Origin of the sequence: Tenacibaculum bernardetii (genome assembly GCF_029125915.1) — a bacterium.
In the GTDB taxonomy this organism is placed as follows: domain Bacteria; phylum Bacteroidota; class Bacteroidia; order Flavobacteriales; family Flavobacteriaceae; genus Polaribacter; species Polaribacter bernardetii.
Genome location: NZ_JAQJCU010000009.1, coordinates 82,807 through 100,540 on the forward strand (window position 1 = coordinate 82,807; position 17,734 = coordinate 100,540).

Below are 17,734 nucleotides of genomic sequence, written 5' to 3' on the forward strand. Positions count from 1 at the left end.
AGAATGAAAGCAGGAATTGTAGGGTTACCAAACGTAGGAAAATCAACGTTATTTAATTGTTTATCTAATGCAAAAGCGCAAAGTGCTAACTTTCCTTTTTGTACTATCGAACCTAATGTAGGTGTTGTAAATGTACCAGATCCTAGAATTCAGGTTTTAGAAGGTATGGTAAATCCAGAAAGGGTAATGCCTGCAACAGTAGAAATTGTTGATATTGCCGGTTTGGTAAAAGGAGCAAGTAAAGGAGAAGGATTAGGAAACCAATTCTTAGCAAACATTCGTGAAACAGATGCGATTATTCATGTGTTACGTTGTTTCGATAACGAAAATATTATTCATGTTGACGCTTCTGTAGATCCTATTAGAGATAAGGAAACGATTGATATAGAATTACAATTAAAAGATTTAGAAACTGTTCAGAAGCGTTTAGAGCGTGTAAAAAGAACTGCTAAAACTGGTAATAAAGAAGCACAAGTAGAATTAGAAATTCTATTAAGAGTTGAAGAAACTTTATTGAGAGGAGTTTCAGTAAGAGCTATAGAGTTTTCAGAAAAAGATCAAGAAATTGTTCAATCATTACAATTTATTACTGCAAAGCCAGTATTATATGTATGTAATGTTGATGAAGGTGCTGCTGTGAATGGTAACGATTATGTTACTAAAGTAAGAGAAGCTGTAAAAGACGAAAATGCCGAAGTAATTGTTTTAGCTGTAGGTACAGAAGCAGATATTACTGAGTTAGACGATTACGAAGAGCGTGAAATGTTTTTAGCTGATATGGGTTTAAAAGAAGCAGGAGCTTCTGTTTTAATTAGAGCAGCATACAAATTATTAAACTTACAAACGTATTTTACCGTTGGTGTAAAAGAAGTAAGAGCTTGGACGATTAATATTGGTGATACTGCACCACAAGCAGCCGGAGTAATTCACACCGATTTCGAGAAAGGGTTTATCCGTGCCGAAGTAACCAAATACGAAGATTACACAACTTTAGGCGGTGAGCAAAAAGTAAAAGAAGCAGGTAAATTAGGTATCGAAGGTAAAGAGTACATCGTGCAAGATGGTGATATTATGAATTTTAGATTTAACGTTTAAAATAATTATTAGGGCGTTCGAGCGGGCTTTCACTACTCGCTTTTTTTATTGTATTCTCGATAATAATTTGCGAAAAAGCAAATTCACTCGAATTGACAATAAAAAAGAGCTCAAACAAACCGTTCAATCCCTAACGCAAAAGAACAAAATATATAAACGCTGTCGATTTTTTCTACAGCGTTTTTTTGTACCTTTCAAATTGTAAAAAAATAACATGTATGCAATTAGAAAAATCAACGCTTCAATTTTTAAAAGATTTAAAAGAAAATAACAATCGCGATTGGTTTGCAGCTCAAAAAGATGCTTTTAAAGAAATACAAGATCATGCAAAAGATTTTTACGCACACATAAGAGAAGATATAGAAAAACACGACGAAATAGACAAGTTTAAGCTCTTCAGAATATATCGAGATGTTCGTTTTTCGAAAGATAAAACACCTTATAAACCTCATTTTGCAGGTTCTTTTTCTAGAAAAGGAAAACATTTACGTGGAGGTTATTACTTACGTATTCGTCCGGGAGAAAGTTTTTTAGCTGGCGGATTTTGGGAACCTAATAAAGAAGATTTATTACGTATACGAAAAGAAATAGAAATGGATGCTGCTGATTTTAGAGACATTTTAAAAGATCCAGAATTTGTAAAGAACTTTGGAGCTAGTTTTGATGGTGCTGAACTAAAATCTGCACCAAGAGGATTCGATAAAAACCATCCTGATATCGACTTACTACGAAAAAAAGGATTTATTGCAGTTCGTAATTTTACAGATAAAGAGGTATTATCTAAAGATTTTTTATCCGAAGTAAATATTTCTTTTAAAGCTTTACGTCCGTTTTTTAACTTAATGAGCGATGTGTTAACTACAAATTTAAACGGAGAAAGCTTAATTTAAACTGCGTTTAATTTCTCTGTTTAAATATAAGTAAGTAACCAATGTAGCTAATATATCAGCAATTGGAAAAGACATCCAAACACCATTTATACCAAAAAATTTAGGTAGAATATATACTAACGGAATTAAGAAAAAACCTTGTTTTAATAATGTTAACAATAAAGCAGGTAAAGCTTTTCCTGCTGCTTGAAAATAAGCCGAACCTATGAGTTGAATTGTAATTACAGGGGTAGCCAAAAATGTTATAATTAAAGCATTAGAAGTAAGGTTAATCAATTTATCATCATCAGTAAAAAGGCTTACGAGTTCGGTAGGAAAAATCATTATTACTATGAAAATTAGTGTAGCTATTGCCGAACCAAAAGTTATCGCAATTTTTATAGACTCTTTAACTCTTGTAGTATTGTTTGCACCATAATTAAACCCTGCAATAGGCAAAAAACCTTGCGTTACTCCTAATACAGGAAAGAGAGAAAATAGCATTACTCGGTTGATTATTCCATATACTGCAATTGATATTTCTCCACCATATTTAAATAAGGTATAATTTAAAATAATTATTAAAAGACTAATGGTTCCTTGTCTAATAATGGTAATTCCGCCCAGGGCAATAATTTCTTTTAAAATAGAGAAATCAATAATAAAAAATTTTGGAATAATTTTTAACTCAGTATTTTTAGATAAGAAGAACCATAATATAAATAATCCACTTACAGCGTATGAGAATGAAGTTGCTAACCCGGCACCATACATTCCTAAATTCATGAACTTTATAAAAATAACGTCTAAAAGAATATTAATAACAGCTGGGAAAATTAAAGTAAGCATGGCATAATTAGGTTTTCCAACGGCTCTTACCACAGGATTTCCCATCATTGCAAAAGCTAAAAAAGGTACTCCCCAAAGAATAACATTAAAATAATCGGTAGCAGGAGTTAATATTTCTCCTTTAGCCCCAAATAACTGTAAAAGAGGAAAGCCAAAAAAGATTCCTATGGCTACAAATAATACAGATAAGAAAACAGTTAAACTAATTTGATTTCCGAATACTTTAAAAGCTTTTGAGGTGTCACCTTTACCTAAAGCTCTTGAAATAATAGAACTACCACCAATACCAATTCCCATTCCGATAGATGAAATTAAAAAAGCGATTGGTAAAACAACCGTAATTGCTGCAATTGCCATAACACTAATCCAACGACCAACGAAAATAGTGTCGACAATCATGTTTAATGACATTACTAAAATTCCTATAGAAGCAGGTATTGCTTGCTTTAAAAGAAGTTTACTAATCTTTTCGGTACCAAAATTACTTGTAGTTTTATTCATACTTAGTTTTCAATCTTCGAAGATCAGCAATAAAATGATATAGATATAAAATCGAGGGTATATTTAAGTAATAATTAACATCATTGGCGTAGTTTTGTGAAATGAATTTTCATGAAAAAAAATACATTGCTACTGCAAATGAAATAGATGAGTATAATCATGTTAATAATGTGGTGTATGTAAAGTGGATGCAAGAAGTATCTGCAGATCATTGGACGCTGTTAATAAAAGATATACCAAAACCAGATTATGTTTGGTTTGTAATTCGCCATGAAATAGATTACAAACAACAAGGTGCTTTAGGAGATGAAATTACCGTTAAAACGTGGGTTGGTGAAACAGCAGGAATAAAATCTGTTCGTCATTTCGAAATGCGAAGAGGAGTAACTCTTTTAGTGAAGTCGCAAACTACATTTTGTCTGTTAGACGCAAAAACACAAAAGCCAAAAAGAGTCACTAAAGAAATAACAAACTTACTTTTAGGGAAATAATAAAGCAATATCTTTGCATTTATAAATAAAGAGAATGACAACATTTACAGCATTAGGAATACGAAAAGAATATGTTCAGGGATTAAAGGAGTTAGGAATAACAACACCTACTGAAGTACAAGAACAAGCAATACCTTATTTATTACAAAACGATGCTGATTTTATTGGGTTGGCTCAAACAGGTACAGGTAAAACTGCTGCCTATGGTTTGCCTGCTTTACATAAGATAGATACATCAAAAGACACAATTCAGGCGTTAATATTATCGCCTACAAGAGAGTTGGTTCAGCAAATAAAAAAACAATTATTTAAGTTTACAAAATATGTAGATGATAAGATTTTTATAGAAGCTGTTTATGGTGGAGAAAAAATTGACCGTCAGATTAATAATTTAAAAAGAACGACACATGTAGTAGTAGCAACTCCAGGTCGTTTAATTGATTTGATAGAAAGAGGTGAAGTTGATTTAAAAGATATTAACACCTTAGTGCTTGATGAAGCTGATGAAATGCTGAGTATGGGGTTTAAATTAGATATAAACCGTATTTTAAAATATACTTCAGGTACAAGAAAAACATGGTTGTTCTCGGCAACAATGCCAGATGAAATAAGAAATATTATTAAAAAATATATGGATGCTTCAGCAAAACAGGTTGAAGTGAATAAAAACTCATTGGTAAACGCAAACATAACGCATCAGTTTGTGCAAACTACAATTCCAGAAAAAGTAGATGTAATTGTTAAGTTTTTAGAAAAAAGAAATGCTGAAAGGGGAATTATTTTTGCTAGAACAAAAGCAGGAGCTCAAAAATTAACGAAAGAGTTAAAAGAAGAAGGTTTTTCTGTAGAAGCTTTAGAAGGTGATATGCAACAAAGAGATCGTGAAAAAGTAATGCGTGCTTTTAAAAATGAGAATCTTCAAATTTTAGTATCAACAGATGTTGCCGCAAGAGGGATTGATGTACATAATTTAGGATTTGTTGTGCACCATCAATTACCAGAACAAATTGAATATTACACACACAGAAGTGGTAGAACTGCAAGAGCAGGTAAAAAAGGAGTTTCTTTAGTCTTAATTCTTAACAATGAAAGAAATAATATAAAAGAGGTAGAAAGAACTTTACAAATACGAATTTCTGAAATAAAGATATAAGTGGATATTATTTACGCTCTTGATATTGCAGGGACATTTGCTTTTGCCATAAGTGGTTCACTAGTTGCAATGAAAAAAAACTTTGATTTATTCGGAGTTATTATCATTGCTTTTGTTACCGCAGTAGGAGGTGGTATGATGCGAGATGTTTTAATTAATGCACATCCAATAAATTGGATTGGTGATATTAATTATATCTGGACAATTTTAATAGCTGTAGCTATTACATTTTTATTTAGAAGTAAAATTGCACCGCTAAGAAAAACCATGTTTCTATTCGATACTATTGGTATAAGTGTGTTTACATTATTAGGATTAGAGAAAGGATTAGCATACGATTTACACCCCTTTATAGCATTGGTTATGGGAATGGTTTCTGCCGTTTTTGGAGGAGTAATAAGAGATGTGCTTACCCGAAAAGTACCGTTAATTTTTAAAAAAGAAATATATGCTTCCGCTTGTTTAGCAGGCGGTGTGGTATATCTTATTTTGGGCAATTTTAATATAAATGAAGATCTTCATTTTATAATACCAGCAATTGTAATTTTTGTAATAAGAACTATTGCTGTAAAATATGAATTAGAGTTGCCAAAAGTAAAAGACGATGTTTATGGTAAGTAAATAATAATATTGATATGAGTAAATTGGTTTTTGAAAATTTAGCAGCATTACATAGTTTAGAAGGAAAAAAATTGCCAGTAGGAACTTGGTTTACGGTTACCCAAAAAATGATTAATGATTTTGCTAATGCTACTTTAGATAAACAATGGATTCATGTTGATGAAGAAAAAGCAGCTAAACATTCTCCTACAGGAACTACGATGGCTCACGGATTTATGTCTGTTGCCATGCTGTCGGAGTTAATATCAGATTTAATAGAAATAAAAAGCGTTAAAATGGGCTTGAATTACGGATTAAATAGAGTCCGTTTTCCGAATTCTGTCCCAGTAAATAGTCAATTACGATTGATAAGTACTTTAAAACAAATTGAAGATTTTCCTAATGGAAAAAAATTAACGTTCAATTGCTTAATAGAAATAAAAGGACAAGAGAAACCAGCTTGTGTGGCTGAATTTATTTTTGTCTTAATAGAATAAAAAAGCTGTTTTTAAAGACAGCTTTAATTTTTTATAAACATTAAGAAAGCCAACCTTTGGTTTCACATTTTTTAGTGTGCCACAGTATAAAAAAGGCAAATCCGATAACCATAAAAGGCATTATTAAAACACCAACACCATATACTTCTATAGCGCCACTCATAAATACGTTGTATGACATTTGTATAACAATAGCTATTAGAGAAATTAAGAATATAGGTTTTGCGATTTTTTTACGTAGTAATAAAAATACACTTCCAAGAAAACCACCAAAAACAGCAAGAGCAAAAGCAGCCATAACCCAAGATGGAGTGTTTTGCGCCATTTCTAATACTTTTTCATCAGGATACATTGCTTTAAAAGTAGCGGTATTATAAGCTTGCTGTAGGTATTGATTGACACCCATTGCGTTCCATAATAATGAAATTACACCAATAACCCAAAATAAGGTATTTGGTTTTTTTGAATTTGTCATAAGTTTAAAAATTTAGTTAGTTGCCTCTAAAATAAGTATAAACGAACGTATATGAAAATTTATAAAAGTGGCGAGTGTTGCTTTAAGCAAAAATAAGTAATCTTAAAAAAGTGTTAAAGTAAAGTTTTGGTGTAACGATATAAGAACTGTACCGTCATATAAGTGTAATTACATAACTATTCGTTTTGTATTACGTTAGTTTTTAATAGTTGATTGAAAAAGGCTCGTGATTTAAAAATCATGAGCCTTTTGAATTTTATGAAAAACATCATTCTAAAATAAAATAGAAACGATGTTGAAATATTATTTTCTAACTAATTGCGCCATGTAAAATCCGTCGAAACCAAATTTATGAGCCAGTACTTTATTATCTTTTACAAGTGAAAAATCTTTACCATCTTCAGAAGCTAAAAATATTTTTACTTGATCTTGATTTTCAGAAGGTAATACAGAACAAGTAGCGTACACTAATTTACCACCAGGTTTTACCATTCGAGAATATCGTTGTAAAACATCTTGCTGAATTTCTTTAATGTTGTCAATAAATTCAGGTTGTAATTTCCATTTACTATCAGGATTTCTACGCAAAACACCTAAACCAGAACAAGGAGCATCAATTAAAACTCTATCAGCTTTACCATATAGTTTTTTAATTACTTTGGTAGAATCAATTACTTTTAAATCGATATTACTAATACCATTTCTACGCGCTCTAACTTTTAATTTTTTCAATTTACTTTCGTAAATATCCATGGCAACAATTTGACCTTTGTTTTTCATTAAAGCAGCTAAATGTAATGTTTTACCACCGGCACCGGCACAAGTATCAATTACTTTCATACCTGGTTCAACATCTAAATAAGCAGCTACTAATTGAGAAGAAGCATCTTGTACCTCAAAGAAACCTTTATGAAAAGCTTCTGTTTTAAAAACATTAGCACGTTCTACTAAACGTAAAGCATCATCACAACCATCAATAAATTCGGTTTCAATACCTTCTTGTTTTAAATCGTTTTGTAAGTGTTCTTTAGTTACGTTTAAAGTATTTGTACGTAAAATAACATCAGCTCGTTTATTTAAAGCTGCAATTTCTTTTGTCCAAATATCTTCACCTAATTCTTTAACACCTAATTCATCAATCCAATCAGGAATAGATTCTCTGTATTTTCTAGTTTTTGAAAGCTCATCAAAACGACCTTTAATTCTTCTAGTTGGAGTTTCTTCAATTTGGTTCCAATCTGGTAATTTAATACCTCTTAATACACACCAAACCACTAGTAAACGCCATAAGTCGGGTCTAGAATATGGAGTTTTTACATCGGCGATTTCACCGTATAAACGTTTCCAACGTACAATATCATAAATAGTTTCAGCAACAAATTTTCTATCTCGTGCTCCCCATCTTTTATCTCTTTTCAATGCCTTTTCAACAGCTTTATCTGCATATACGTCGTCGTTAAAAACGTCACGTAAACTATCAATCACTGCGTAAACTAAATTTCTATGTAATCTCATTTGGTGAATTTAAGAGTGCAAAGATAGTTGATTTTAATGTCTTTTTGTATTTTCGTATTTAATGAATTTAAATCATCCTGTAACATACATAAAAGGCGTTAGTGTAGCCCGAGCAGAATTGTTGTATACCGAGTTAGGTGTAAGAACGTGCAATGACTTACTGTACCTTTTTCCGTTTCGCTATATTGATAAAACTCAGTTTTATACTATAAAAGAATTGTCGCAAAATACTGCTGAGGTTCAGGTGGTTGGTAAGATTACGAGTGTTAAAGAAGTTAAGCAAAAAAGAGGAAGTAGGTTAGTGGCAACATTTTCTGACGCTACGGGTTCGATAGATTTAGTTTGGTTTAAAGGCGCAAAATGGATAAAGGATAGTTTAAAAACGGATGTTCCGTATGTAATTTACGGAAAATTAAATTGGTATAATAATGTTGCAAACATGCCGCATCCAGAAATGGAAACGGTAAAAGAGTATAAAAGTAAGTTGCAAACGTCTATGCAGCCTGTATATCCATCCACAGAAAAATTAAGTAATAAAGGAATTAGTAATAAAGTTTTAAGAGGTTTTATTCAGAATTTATTTCAGCAAGTATTCGGGCAAATAGAAGAATCGCTACCAACCTATTTAATTGATGAAAATCAGTTGTTAGGAAAAAAAGATTCTTTGTTAAATATCCACTTTCCTAAAAGTCAAGAATTATTAGCAAAAGCTCAATATCGCTTAAAATTTGAAGAATTATTTTTTATTCAATTACAGTTACTGCAAAAAAAACTCATCCGTAAATCAAAAATTAAAGGCTATGTTTTTGAGAAAGTAGGAGAGGAATTTACTAATTTTTATAAAAATAATTTACCTTTTGAATTAACCAATGCTCAGAAAAGAGTTTTAAAAGAAATAAGAAAAGACATTGGTTCTGGTGCGCACATGAATCGTTTATTGCAAGGTGATGTTGGTTCTGGTAAAACAATTGTAGCTTTATTAACCATGTTAATTGCAATTGATAACGGTTACCAAGCAACAATAATGGCGCCGACCGAAATTTTGGCAACCCAACATTATCACGGAATCGTAGAGCTATTAGAAGGAACAACGATAAAAGTTGAATTACTTACAGGATCTAGTAAAATAAAAAAACGTCGTGAAATTCACACTGGTTTAGAAAACGGATCTGTGCATATTTTAATAGGAACGCATGCCATTTTAGAAGATAAAGTACAGTTTAAGAATTTAGGTATTTCAATTATTGATGAACAACATCGTTTTGGAGTAGCACAACGTTCTAAATTATGGGAGAAAAACCCGATAACTGCAATTTCTGAAGAAAAAGGAAAAGCAGTTCGTGAAAAATATCTAGAAACACATCCTTCGGAATATAAATTATTAAAAGAGATTGCGTTAAAGCGTAAAAATAAAACAACCAAAGAAGAAAGAGCTTTATGGGAAGTTTTAAGCACTAAAAAAAACACTTTTAAATTCAGAAGATATTATATTATTGATGAGTTTATGGTCGATTTTATCTGTTTAGAGAAGAAGTTAATTGTAGAGGTTGATGGGAAATACCATGTTACACCCGAACAGATAGAAGCTGCTAACTTAAGAACCACAATTTTAAATGAATTTGGGTATCAAATTATTCGATTAAGCGAAAAAGAAATTACAGAAGATTTAGAAAGTGTTATATCAAAGCTAGAAACTAGTTTAAAAAATCTTCCTTCGGTAAGAGTTGATAAATCTGTGCCACCGCATGTTTTGGTAATGACCGCAACACCAATTCCGAGAACATTGGCAATGTCGGTTTATGGAGATTTAGATATTTCGGTAATTGATGAATTGCCTCCTGGTCGTAAAGAAATTAAAACAGTACATCGTTATGACAGTAACCGTTTAAGTGTTTTTAAGTTTTTAAAGGACGAAATAAATAAAGGACGTCAAGCATATGTAGTGTATCCGTTAATTCAAGAGTCTGAAGCGATGGATTATAAAGATTTAATGGATGGTTACGAGAGTATTGTTCGTGATTTCCCGTCTCCAAAATATCAAATTAGTATTGTGCATGGGCAAATGAAGCCTGCGGATAAAGAATACGAAATGAATCGTTTTGTAAAAGGCGAAACTCAAATAATGGTAGCAACTACAGTAATTGAAGTTGGAGTAAATGTACCGAATGCATCGGTAATGGTTATTGAAAGCGCCGAACGTTTTGGGTTGAGTCAGTTACACCAGTTACGAGGTAGAGTAGGGCGTGGTGCAGAACAAAGTTATTGTATTTTATTATCGAGTTTTAAATTATCTTCTGATAGTAAAACTCGTTTGCAAACTATGGTTGAAACTACTGATGGGTTTAAAATTGCAGAGGTAGATTTAAAACTCCGTGGTCCTGGCAATATTATGGGTACGCAACAAAGTGGCGTCTTAAACCTTAAAATTGCAGACGTTGTAAAAGACGGCGCTATTTTGCACAAAGCACGACAAACAGCTAGTCGTGTTTTAGAGGAAGATGCAACTATCTCTAAGCCTAAAAATGCTAGTTTATTAAAAGTATATAGTCAAATACAGAAAAAAAACGGACTTTGGAGTAATATTAGTTAGCCGTTTTCATGTTCAAGATATTTTATTTCTGATTTTTAGAAAGTTTTTTACTTTTAAATACTCTTGTTAATCTACTATTTGTTGGGTATTGTCGGTGTTTTGTCATGTTATTAAAAACAAGTGCGGTGATAAATAATATTAAAGTACCTGTTAATACTGGAGAAAAAACATAAAAATACCCCAAGCTCTTTATTTTTTCTGTACCAATAACAGCAATAAGAGCTGTTGCGCCGCCAGGCGGATGTAAGGTTTTTGTAATCTGCATAATTACAATAGAACTCGCAACGGCAAGTGGAGCTGTAATCCATATTATATCAGGGCAAAATTTAAATACGGTTACACCAATGAAAGCAGAAATTATTTGGCCACCAATAAAATTACGTGGTTGCGCAAGCGGACTTTGTATAGCGCCAAAAATAAGCACACTAGCAGCTCCAAAAGATCCTATTAAAAGAATATTTTCTAGTCGAGGTAAATAAGAAGCTTGAATAAAGGCTATTAATCCGATTCCAAAAAAAGCACCGATAAAAGACCAAAATTGCTCTTTAAAGTCAATTAATGTTTCTTTATAAATGATATATTTTGAAATCCTTGCATTTCTCTTTATTTTTTGACCTAATATTTTACTTTTTTTAGTCACTATTTTAAAATTATTTTTGATACGTTAAACAACTGGAACTTATATTAAATAATAGCATTGTTATCTAAGGTTTATTCTTTTACTAAAGTGTCTATAAAGCTCTTAAATTCATTTTTAAAATCAATGTATTTTTGTCCGGTAGCTGGTCCGTTAAAACCTGTATGTATTTTACGTACTTTACCTTTTTTATCAATAAAAACAGTTGTTGGGTAAGAAAGTATATGGTTTAACATTGGCAATTTTTCAGCAGCCTCTTTTTTATTAACATCTTTGTATTGGGCTAATAAAATAGGGTAGGTTATTTTTAATCGGGTTTTTAATCGATTAATCTTTTCAAAGGCTTTTTCAGGAGTTTTATCTATTTCGAAGGCGAGTGCTACGAATTGTATAGCTGTGTTTGAATTCTTTTTTAAATAATCTACATAATACTTCGTTTCATCTAAACAGTTAGGACACCAAGTACCCATAATTTGTACTACACTAACCTTGTTTTTAAAAAGTTCATCAGAATAAGAAACCAATTTACCAGACTCATCAGGGAAAGAGAAATTGAAACTATCGTAATCTTTGTTCAAAGTAGTAAGAGTATTCTCATTTGGTAATTCATAATTTTCATTTAATTTAGCTATAAATGGTTCTTTCCAGTGGTTTCCAGAGTAAAAAAAACCAGTTAGCGTGGAGTCAGTTACTTTGGCAGTAAATAAGAAAGCATGCGCACCATCAAAAGTAGATAATTTTAAGGAATCACCATTTATTATACCTTCTAAATAACGATAATCACCAGTAGTTGTTCTAAAAGTACCAACGACTTTATTTTTATCTTGAGTAAATATACCTTTTGCAATATAACGGTCTTCTTTTTTATTAGGACTAAAAACTGTTTGCCAGTTTCCTGTAATATTATATAATGCTTTTTTAGTTGTTTTAAATCTTGATGTGTTTTTGGTTGTGGCATTAAATAAAACAGACCTATTTAAAGAGGGTTTTACAAAATAACCTTTTAATGACTTGTCGTCAGAAATTTTGGCAACAATATAACCTTCAAAAACTGGAGTTTGTATATAAATAGAATCATTTTTATAGGTGATTTCATCTACAATAATAACTTCATCTGCGTTATATATTTCAATTAAATTATTAGATTTAACTTTAAATTGAAACGGAATTTCTTGATTATCTTGTATTTTTAAGCTTGCTCTATAAGTTGTTAATTCTAATAAGTTATCTTGTTTTTTACAAGAAGAAAGACATAAAAGTATAGTAGCAAAGGCAAGTATTTTCATTTTAATAGTCATGTAAAAAAGCATTTAACTTTCTTTTTTTTAATGAAGGGGAATATTTCAAAAAAAGAATATAATTTTTTATTTAATAAAACGTTATTTTGTTTAATTATAATCAAATATATTTATATCAAACTTTAAACTCTAATATTTATGAAAAAACTATTTTTTTTAGCAACACTCTTTGTTTCTGTTGCATCGTATTCTCAAATTGAATTTATAGAAACCGCAAGAGTAGAAATTGTAGGTAGGGTTGAATTTGTTTACCTAGAGAAGTTAGGTGATGAAGCATATAATTTATTTTATAAAAATATAAATAACCCTATAAACGAGTATGTTTCATTTACGTTTAAAAATGTAGATAATGATGCTGATAAATTACACGCAATAATGGTTAGAGGTTTTGAAGAGGCTGCAGGAAGTAAATATCAAATAAAAGCAAATGGAGATGTTGTTTATTTAAAGTACGAACGACATGAGGGTATAATTAAACTTCAAATAGAACAATATGTTAGTAGAGAGCCAGATGTTTTAACAGAATCTAGATTGTTAACATTAGATGAGATTAACAAGTTATTTAAAAAATAACGAATATTGAATGTATATAAAAAACCCGCTATCATAGCGGGTTTTTTTGATATATAAACGAAAGTAAATGTTATTTTTTTACTTTATTTTTAAATTTATCAAACTTGTTAGCTGTTTTCTTTGGCCAGCTATTGTTAGATGTATCAACATCTGCAGTTTCAAAATCAGGATCTACAGTAATATTTGTAACTTCTTTAGCAGAAGAAAATACTCTATATACTTTTGCGTCATCGTTCATCCAAATTTGTGCAGGAAAAGTTTCACGCTTTTTAGTTCCATCAGCATATGTTAATTCAACTATAATTGGCATTGCTAAACCTCCTGGCTTTTCAAATTCAACTTGATACATAAACTTAGGAACTTCTTTTAACTTAGCTTTTTCATCGCTAGATAAAGTATTTAAATGCTTTTCTAAAACTGAAGAATTAGCATCTTCTTTATTAGTTGTTAAAAACATTAATTCACCTAAATTGTTAAAATACTGTGGGTATTTTTTAATTAAACCAGCTGTTCTTTCATTTGGTTTATCAGTTAAATACATTGGTTTAACTTCTTTAATTCCTATATCAGTATAGTCAGTTGTATAAAACCATCCTCTCCAGAACCAGTCTAAATCCATTCCAGATGCATCTTCCATTGTTCTAAAGAAATCAGCAGGAGTTGGGTGTTTAAACATCCATCTTTTAGAGTAAGTTCTAAAAGCGTAGTCAAATAATTCTGGTCCCATAATAGTTTTACGTAACATATATAAACCAGCAGCTGGCTTAGAGTATGCATTTGGTCCGAATTGTTTTACATAATCTCCTTGAGACATAATAGGAGAGATATTACTTTGATCTCCGCCCATATATCTTGTAATATCTTTTGCTGGGTTTGAAGCAAATAATACAGGGTCATATACGTCTTCAGCTAAAATTTCAACAAAAGAATTTAAACCTTCATCCATCCAAGTCCACTGACGTTCGTCTGAGTTTACAATCATTGGAAAAAAGTTATGTCCAACTTCGTGAACAATAACACCAATCATTCCTTTTTTAGTTCTGTCAGAATAAGTTCCATCAGGATTTGGTCTACCAAAGTTGAAACAAATCATAGGATATTCCATACCTTGTCTTTCTGAGTGTACAGAAACAGCTTTAGAATAAGGGTAATCGAATGTTAATTTAGAATATTCGATAAGTGTTGTAGCAACGGCTCTTGTAGAGTGTTCTTCCCATAAAGGATTTCCTTCTTTAGGATATAAAGAAGTAGCCATTACTGTTTTACCATTAATATTGGTTGCCATAGCGTCCCAAATATATTTTCTTGAAGAAGCAAAAGCATAATCACGTACACTGTTTGCTTTATAGTGCCAAGTTTTTGTTTTTGTAGCACGACCTTTTTCTGTTTCTTCAGCTTCAGCTTGTGTAACAATCATTACAGGGTTTGCAAACGATTTTCTAGCTTTTTCTAAACGGTTACGTTGTTCTTTAGTTAAAACATCTTTTTCGTTTTGTAACTCACCAGTAGCTTCCATAATATGATCTGCAGGAACTGTAATTTTAACATCGTAATCTCCAAATTCTAAAGCAAATTCAGAACGACCCCAAAACTGCATGTTCTGCCATCCTTCTACGTTATCATAAACTGCTAAACGTGGAAAAAACTGTGCAATTGTATAGTTTTTATTTCCATCAGGAAATGTTTCTAATCCAGAACGACCTCCGTCTGCATTAATATCGTTGATTAAATAGTTCCACTTAATTTTAAATTTAAATACTTCACCAGAAGCCAAAGGCGTTGGTAAATTAATACGCATCATCGTACGATTAATTGTATGAGGTAAATCTCTACCGTCTTCATACTTAACCGCTTCAATTTTGTAACCAAAATCTTTAGCTTCATCCATATTAGTACTTACAAACTGCTTTGGTGTTTGAAAACCACTAGCTCCTTTAGATTGTGCCAACGGAGTTTTAGAATCTGGTGCACGCATATTTTGGTCTAACTGCACCCATAAATACTCTAAAGCATCTTTAGAGTTGTTATGGTATGTAATTGTTTCGTTACCATAAATTCTATCATTTTGTTCGTCTAAACGAATGTCCATTACATAATCAACTTTTTGTTGTGTGTATTGGTGTCCAGGCGCTCCGGAAGCAGTTCTCTGATCGTTTGGAGTTGCTAATACGTCTTTTAGTTGACGGAATTTGTTTTGATCGGTATGCCCTTTTTGAGGCTCTTTTTTAGGAGTTTCTTGTGCAAATATTGATGCAGAAACAAAAAGAGCTGAAAGTAATAGCCCAGCGTATTTTCTCATTTTTTGTTTGATTTAGTTAAAAATATGCGGGAAGTTACTAAATTTTGAGAAGTAGAAAACGGTGTTTGTTAAAATTTTAACAAACCTTTATACAATTTAGGTACAAAAAAAAGCGGTACAAGATAATTGTACCGCTTTTAACTTTAAATATGGTTTTTTAACCTTTAACTTTATTCTTAAATTTATCGAATTTAGTTGCTGTTTTTTTAGGCCAACTGTTGTTAGATGTATCTACATCTGCAGTTTCTAAATCAGGATCGATTGTAATATTTTGTATTTCTTTTGATGAAGAAAATACTTTTGTTACTTCTTTATCATTATATCTCCAAATTTGTGCAGGATATGTTTTCTTTTCTTTTGTTCCATCTTTATAAGTAAACTCAACAATAATAGGCATTACTAAACCACCTGGTTTGTTATAAGTAATTTCGTAATGATATTTACTTTGTTTTTTAGAAAAACTTAAACCGTTAGAAGTGTCTTCAGTAAAATTAACAGAATCATCTTCATTTGTAGTTGTATAGAATTTCTTTACATCTTTTACGCCAATATCAGTTACATCTGTAGAGTAAAACCATCCTCTCCAGAACCAGTCTAAATCCATTGCCGAAGCATCTTCCATAGATCTAAAGAAGTCGGCAGGAGTAGGGTGTTTAAATTTCCATCTTTTAGAATAGGTTGCAAATGCATGATCAAATAATTCTTTACCCATAATGGTTTCTCTTAAAATCCATAAGGCAGTTGCAGGTTTACCGTAAGCATTGTTACCAAAGCTGTACACATTATCTCCTTTAGACATAATTGGTGCAATTCTGGCTTGATCTCCGCTCATATATTTTACAATATTCTTAGGATAACCTCTTGTGATAGGAAAGTCTTTGTCGTAATCTAATTCTGCTAACATTTCCATGTAAGAATTTAAACCTTCATCCATCCATGTCCATTGGCGTTCATCAGAGTTTACAATCATCGGAAAAAAGTTATGTCCAACTTCATGAATCGTTACTTTTATCATTCTGTATTTTATTCTGTCAGAATATCCTCCATCAGCAAGATCTGGTCTTCCTGGATTGAAACAAATCTGTGGATATTCCATTCCCATTTGTCCGTCAACAGAAATTGCTTTGTGATATGGATAATCAAATGTATACCTAGAATATGTTTTTAACGTTTGTGCTACAGCTCTTGTAGAATGATCTCCGTATAACGGATTTGCTTCTTTAGAGTATAAAGATTCTGCCATTACTGTTTTACCGTTAATATCAACAGCCATTGCATCGTAAATAAACTTTCTTGAAGTTGCAAAAGCATAATCTCTTACATTGGTAGCTTTAAATTTCCAAGTTTTTGTTTTTTTAGAACGTCCTTGCTCAATTTTTTCAGCTTCTTCTTGAGTTCTAATAATAACAGGCTTGTCGAAAGTTTTTCTAGCTGTTTCAATTCTCTTTAATTCCGTTTTAGAAAAAACTTCTTTTTTATTTTGTAATACTCCTGTTGCACCTAACATATGATCTGCAGGAACAGTAATATTTACATTAAAATCTCCAAATTCTAAAGCAAATTCACTTCTTCCCCAAAACTGATCATTTTGCCAACCTTCAATATTATCATATACACATAATCTTGGATAAAATTGTGCAATTACATAATTGTTATTATTGTCTTCAGGAAAATGTTCGTAACCAGATCTACCACCTTGAGTTCTGTGGTTGTTGATGTTGTACCACCAGTTAATATTAAACTTAAATGTATCGCCAGAAGCTAATGGTTGGGGTAAATTAATACGCATCATTGTTTGGTTAATGGTGTGTGATAATTTTGTTCCGTCTACGTTGGTAACATTTGTAATTTTGAATCCACCATCAAAAGGCTTTTCAGGAAAAGCTCTGTCATAAAAACGTTTAGGCAATTTTTTACGAATTTTAGTTGGAGCAATATCTGGAGTTTTAGAATCTGCTGCACGCATATTTTGATCTAACTGCACCCATAAATAAGTTAATTCATCTGTAGAATTATTATGGTAGGTAATTGTTTCGTTACCTGTAATACTTTGTTTATCGTCATTCAATACGATATTCATTGTATAATCAACTTTTTGTTGTGTGTATTTTATTCCAGGAGCTCCTGAAGCCGTACGTTGACTATTTGGTGTTGGTAATTCTTGTTTTAATTGTCTGAATTTGTTTTGATTCGTATGTCCTTCTTTAGTAATTTGCTGAGCAAAAACAGTTGCTATGGCAAAAAAAATAGAGAAAACGAATAAAATATTTTTTTTCATTCTATATGTAAATT

The 17,734-nt window shown here is 31.5% G+C and carries 15 protein-coding genes; 8 read left to right on the plus strand and 7 right to left on the minus strand.

The features are described from left to right. Positions 1–3: 3 nt before the first annotated feature. Together ychF and P2G10_RS09200 are read left to right on the plus strand one after the other, a co-directional pair. A complete protein-coding gene (gene ychF, locus P2G10_RS09195; RefSeq protein ID WP_275316231.1) occupies positions 4–1,095 on the plus strand; it encodes a redox-regulated ATPase YchF in 1,092 nt (363 codons plus the stop codon). 218 nt (positions 1,096–1,313) lie between these two features. After that, complete coding sequence (locus tag P2G10_RS09200; RefSeq protein WP_275316233.1) at positions 1,314–1,985, plus strand: DUF2461 domain-containing protein; 672 nt, start codon at positions 1,314–1,316, stop codon at positions 1,983–1,985. Here the strand turns inward: P2G10_RS09200 and P2G10_RS09205 are convergent. Then, a complete protein-coding gene (locus P2G10_RS09205; protein WP_275316234.1) occupies positions 1,977–3,314 on the minus strand; it encodes an MATE family efflux transporter in 1,338 nt (445 codons plus the stop codon). The genes P2G10_RS09200 and P2G10_RS09205 overlap by 9 nt on opposite strands. Before the next feature lie 101 nt (positions 3,315–3,415). Here P2G10_RS09205 and P2G10_RS09210 point away from each other — a divergent pair, with 101 nt between their 5' ends. From P2G10_RS09210 to P2G10_RS09225, 4 genes are read left to right on the plus strand one after another with little or no spacing between them, the layout of a single operon-like run. After that, entirely contained in the window at positions 3,416–3,805 is a 390-nt protein-coding gene (locus tag P2G10_RS09210; RefSeq protein WP_275316235.1) for an acyl-CoA thioesterase, read from the plus strand. 34 nt (positions 3,806–3,839) lie between these two features. Next, a complete protein-coding gene (locus tag P2G10_RS09215; protein WP_218772352.1) occupies positions 3,840–4,958 on the plus strand; it encodes a DEAD/DEAH box helicase in 1,119 nt (372 codons plus the stop codon). After that, complete coding sequence (locus tag P2G10_RS09220) at positions 4,959–5,579, plus strand: trimeric intracellular cation channel family protein (RefSeq protein WP_275316236.1); 621 nt, start codon at positions 4,959–4,961, stop codon at positions 5,577–5,579. Positions 5,580–5,593: 14 nt separating this feature from the next. After that, positions 5,594–6,055, plus strand: a complete 462-nt coding sequence (locus P2G10_RS09225; RefSeq protein WP_275316238.1) for a MaoC family dehydratase — start codon at positions 5,594–5,596, stop codon at positions 6,053–6,055. A gap of 40 nt (positions 6,056–6,095) precedes the next feature. On the opposite strand, the gene P2G10_RS09230 is transcribed toward P2G10_RS09225, so the two are convergent. Together P2G10_RS09230 and P2G10_RS09235 are read right to left on the minus strand one after the other, a co-directional pair. Next, positions 6,096–6,530 carry a hypothetical protein gene (locus tag P2G10_RS09230; RefSeq protein WP_275316239.1) on the minus strand — a complete coding sequence of 145 codons (435 nt, stop codon included), beginning with the start codon at positions 6,528–6,530 and terminating at the stop codon, positions 6,096–6,098. 303 nt (positions 6,531–6,833) lie between these two features. After that, positions 6,834–8,045 (minus strand): RsmB/NOP family class I SAM-dependent RNA methyltransferase, encoded by a 1,212-nt coding sequence (locus P2G10_RS09235; protein ID WP_218772356.1) that lies wholly within the window; start codon positions 8,043–8,045, stop codon positions 6,834–6,836. A gap of 61 nt (positions 8,046–8,106) precedes the next feature. Between P2G10_RS09235 and P2G10_RS09240 the strand changes: the two genes are divergently transcribed. Beyond that, positions 8,107–10,635 (plus strand): DEAD/DEAH box helicase, encoded by a 2,529-nt coding sequence (locus P2G10_RS09240; RefSeq protein ID WP_275316240.1) that lies wholly within the window; start codon positions 8,107–8,109, stop codon positions 10,633–10,635. Positions 10,636–10,657: 22 nt separating this feature from the next. On the opposite strand, the gene P2G10_RS09245 is transcribed toward P2G10_RS09240, so the two are convergent. Beyond that, complete coding sequence (locus tag P2G10_RS09245; protein WP_275316241.1) at positions 10,658–11,275, minus strand: HPP family protein; 618 nt, start codon at positions 11,273–11,275, stop codon at positions 10,658–10,660. A gap of 71 nt (positions 11,276–11,346) precedes the next feature. After that, a complete protein-coding gene (locus P2G10_RS09250; RefSeq protein ID WP_275316243.1) occupies positions 11,347–12,558 on the minus strand; it encodes a peroxiredoxin family protein in 1,212 nt (403 codons plus the stop codon). Positions 12,559–12,708: 150 nt separating this feature from the next. Here P2G10_RS09250 and P2G10_RS09255 point away from each other — a divergent pair, with 150 nt between their 5' ends. Further along, on the plus strand, positions 12,709–13,143 hold the full coding sequence (locus P2G10_RS09255) for a protein kinase family protein (protein ID WP_275316244.1): 435 nt from the start codon (positions 12,709–12,711) through the stop codon (positions 13,141–13,143). Positions 13,144–13,213: 70 nt separating this feature from the next. On the opposite strand, the gene P2G10_RS09260 is transcribed toward P2G10_RS09255, so the two are convergent. Further along, entirely contained in the window at positions 13,214–15,442 is a 2,229-nt protein-coding gene (locus P2G10_RS09260; RefSeq protein WP_275316245.1) for a M1 family metallopeptidase, read from the minus strand. Positions 15,443–15,599: 157 nt separating this feature from the next. After that, positions 15,600–17,720, minus strand: a complete 2,121-nt coding sequence (locus P2G10_RS09265; protein WP_275316247.1) for a M1 family metallopeptidase — start codon at positions 17,718–17,720, stop codon at positions 15,600–15,602. Positions 17,721–17,734: the final 14 nt, after the last annotated feature.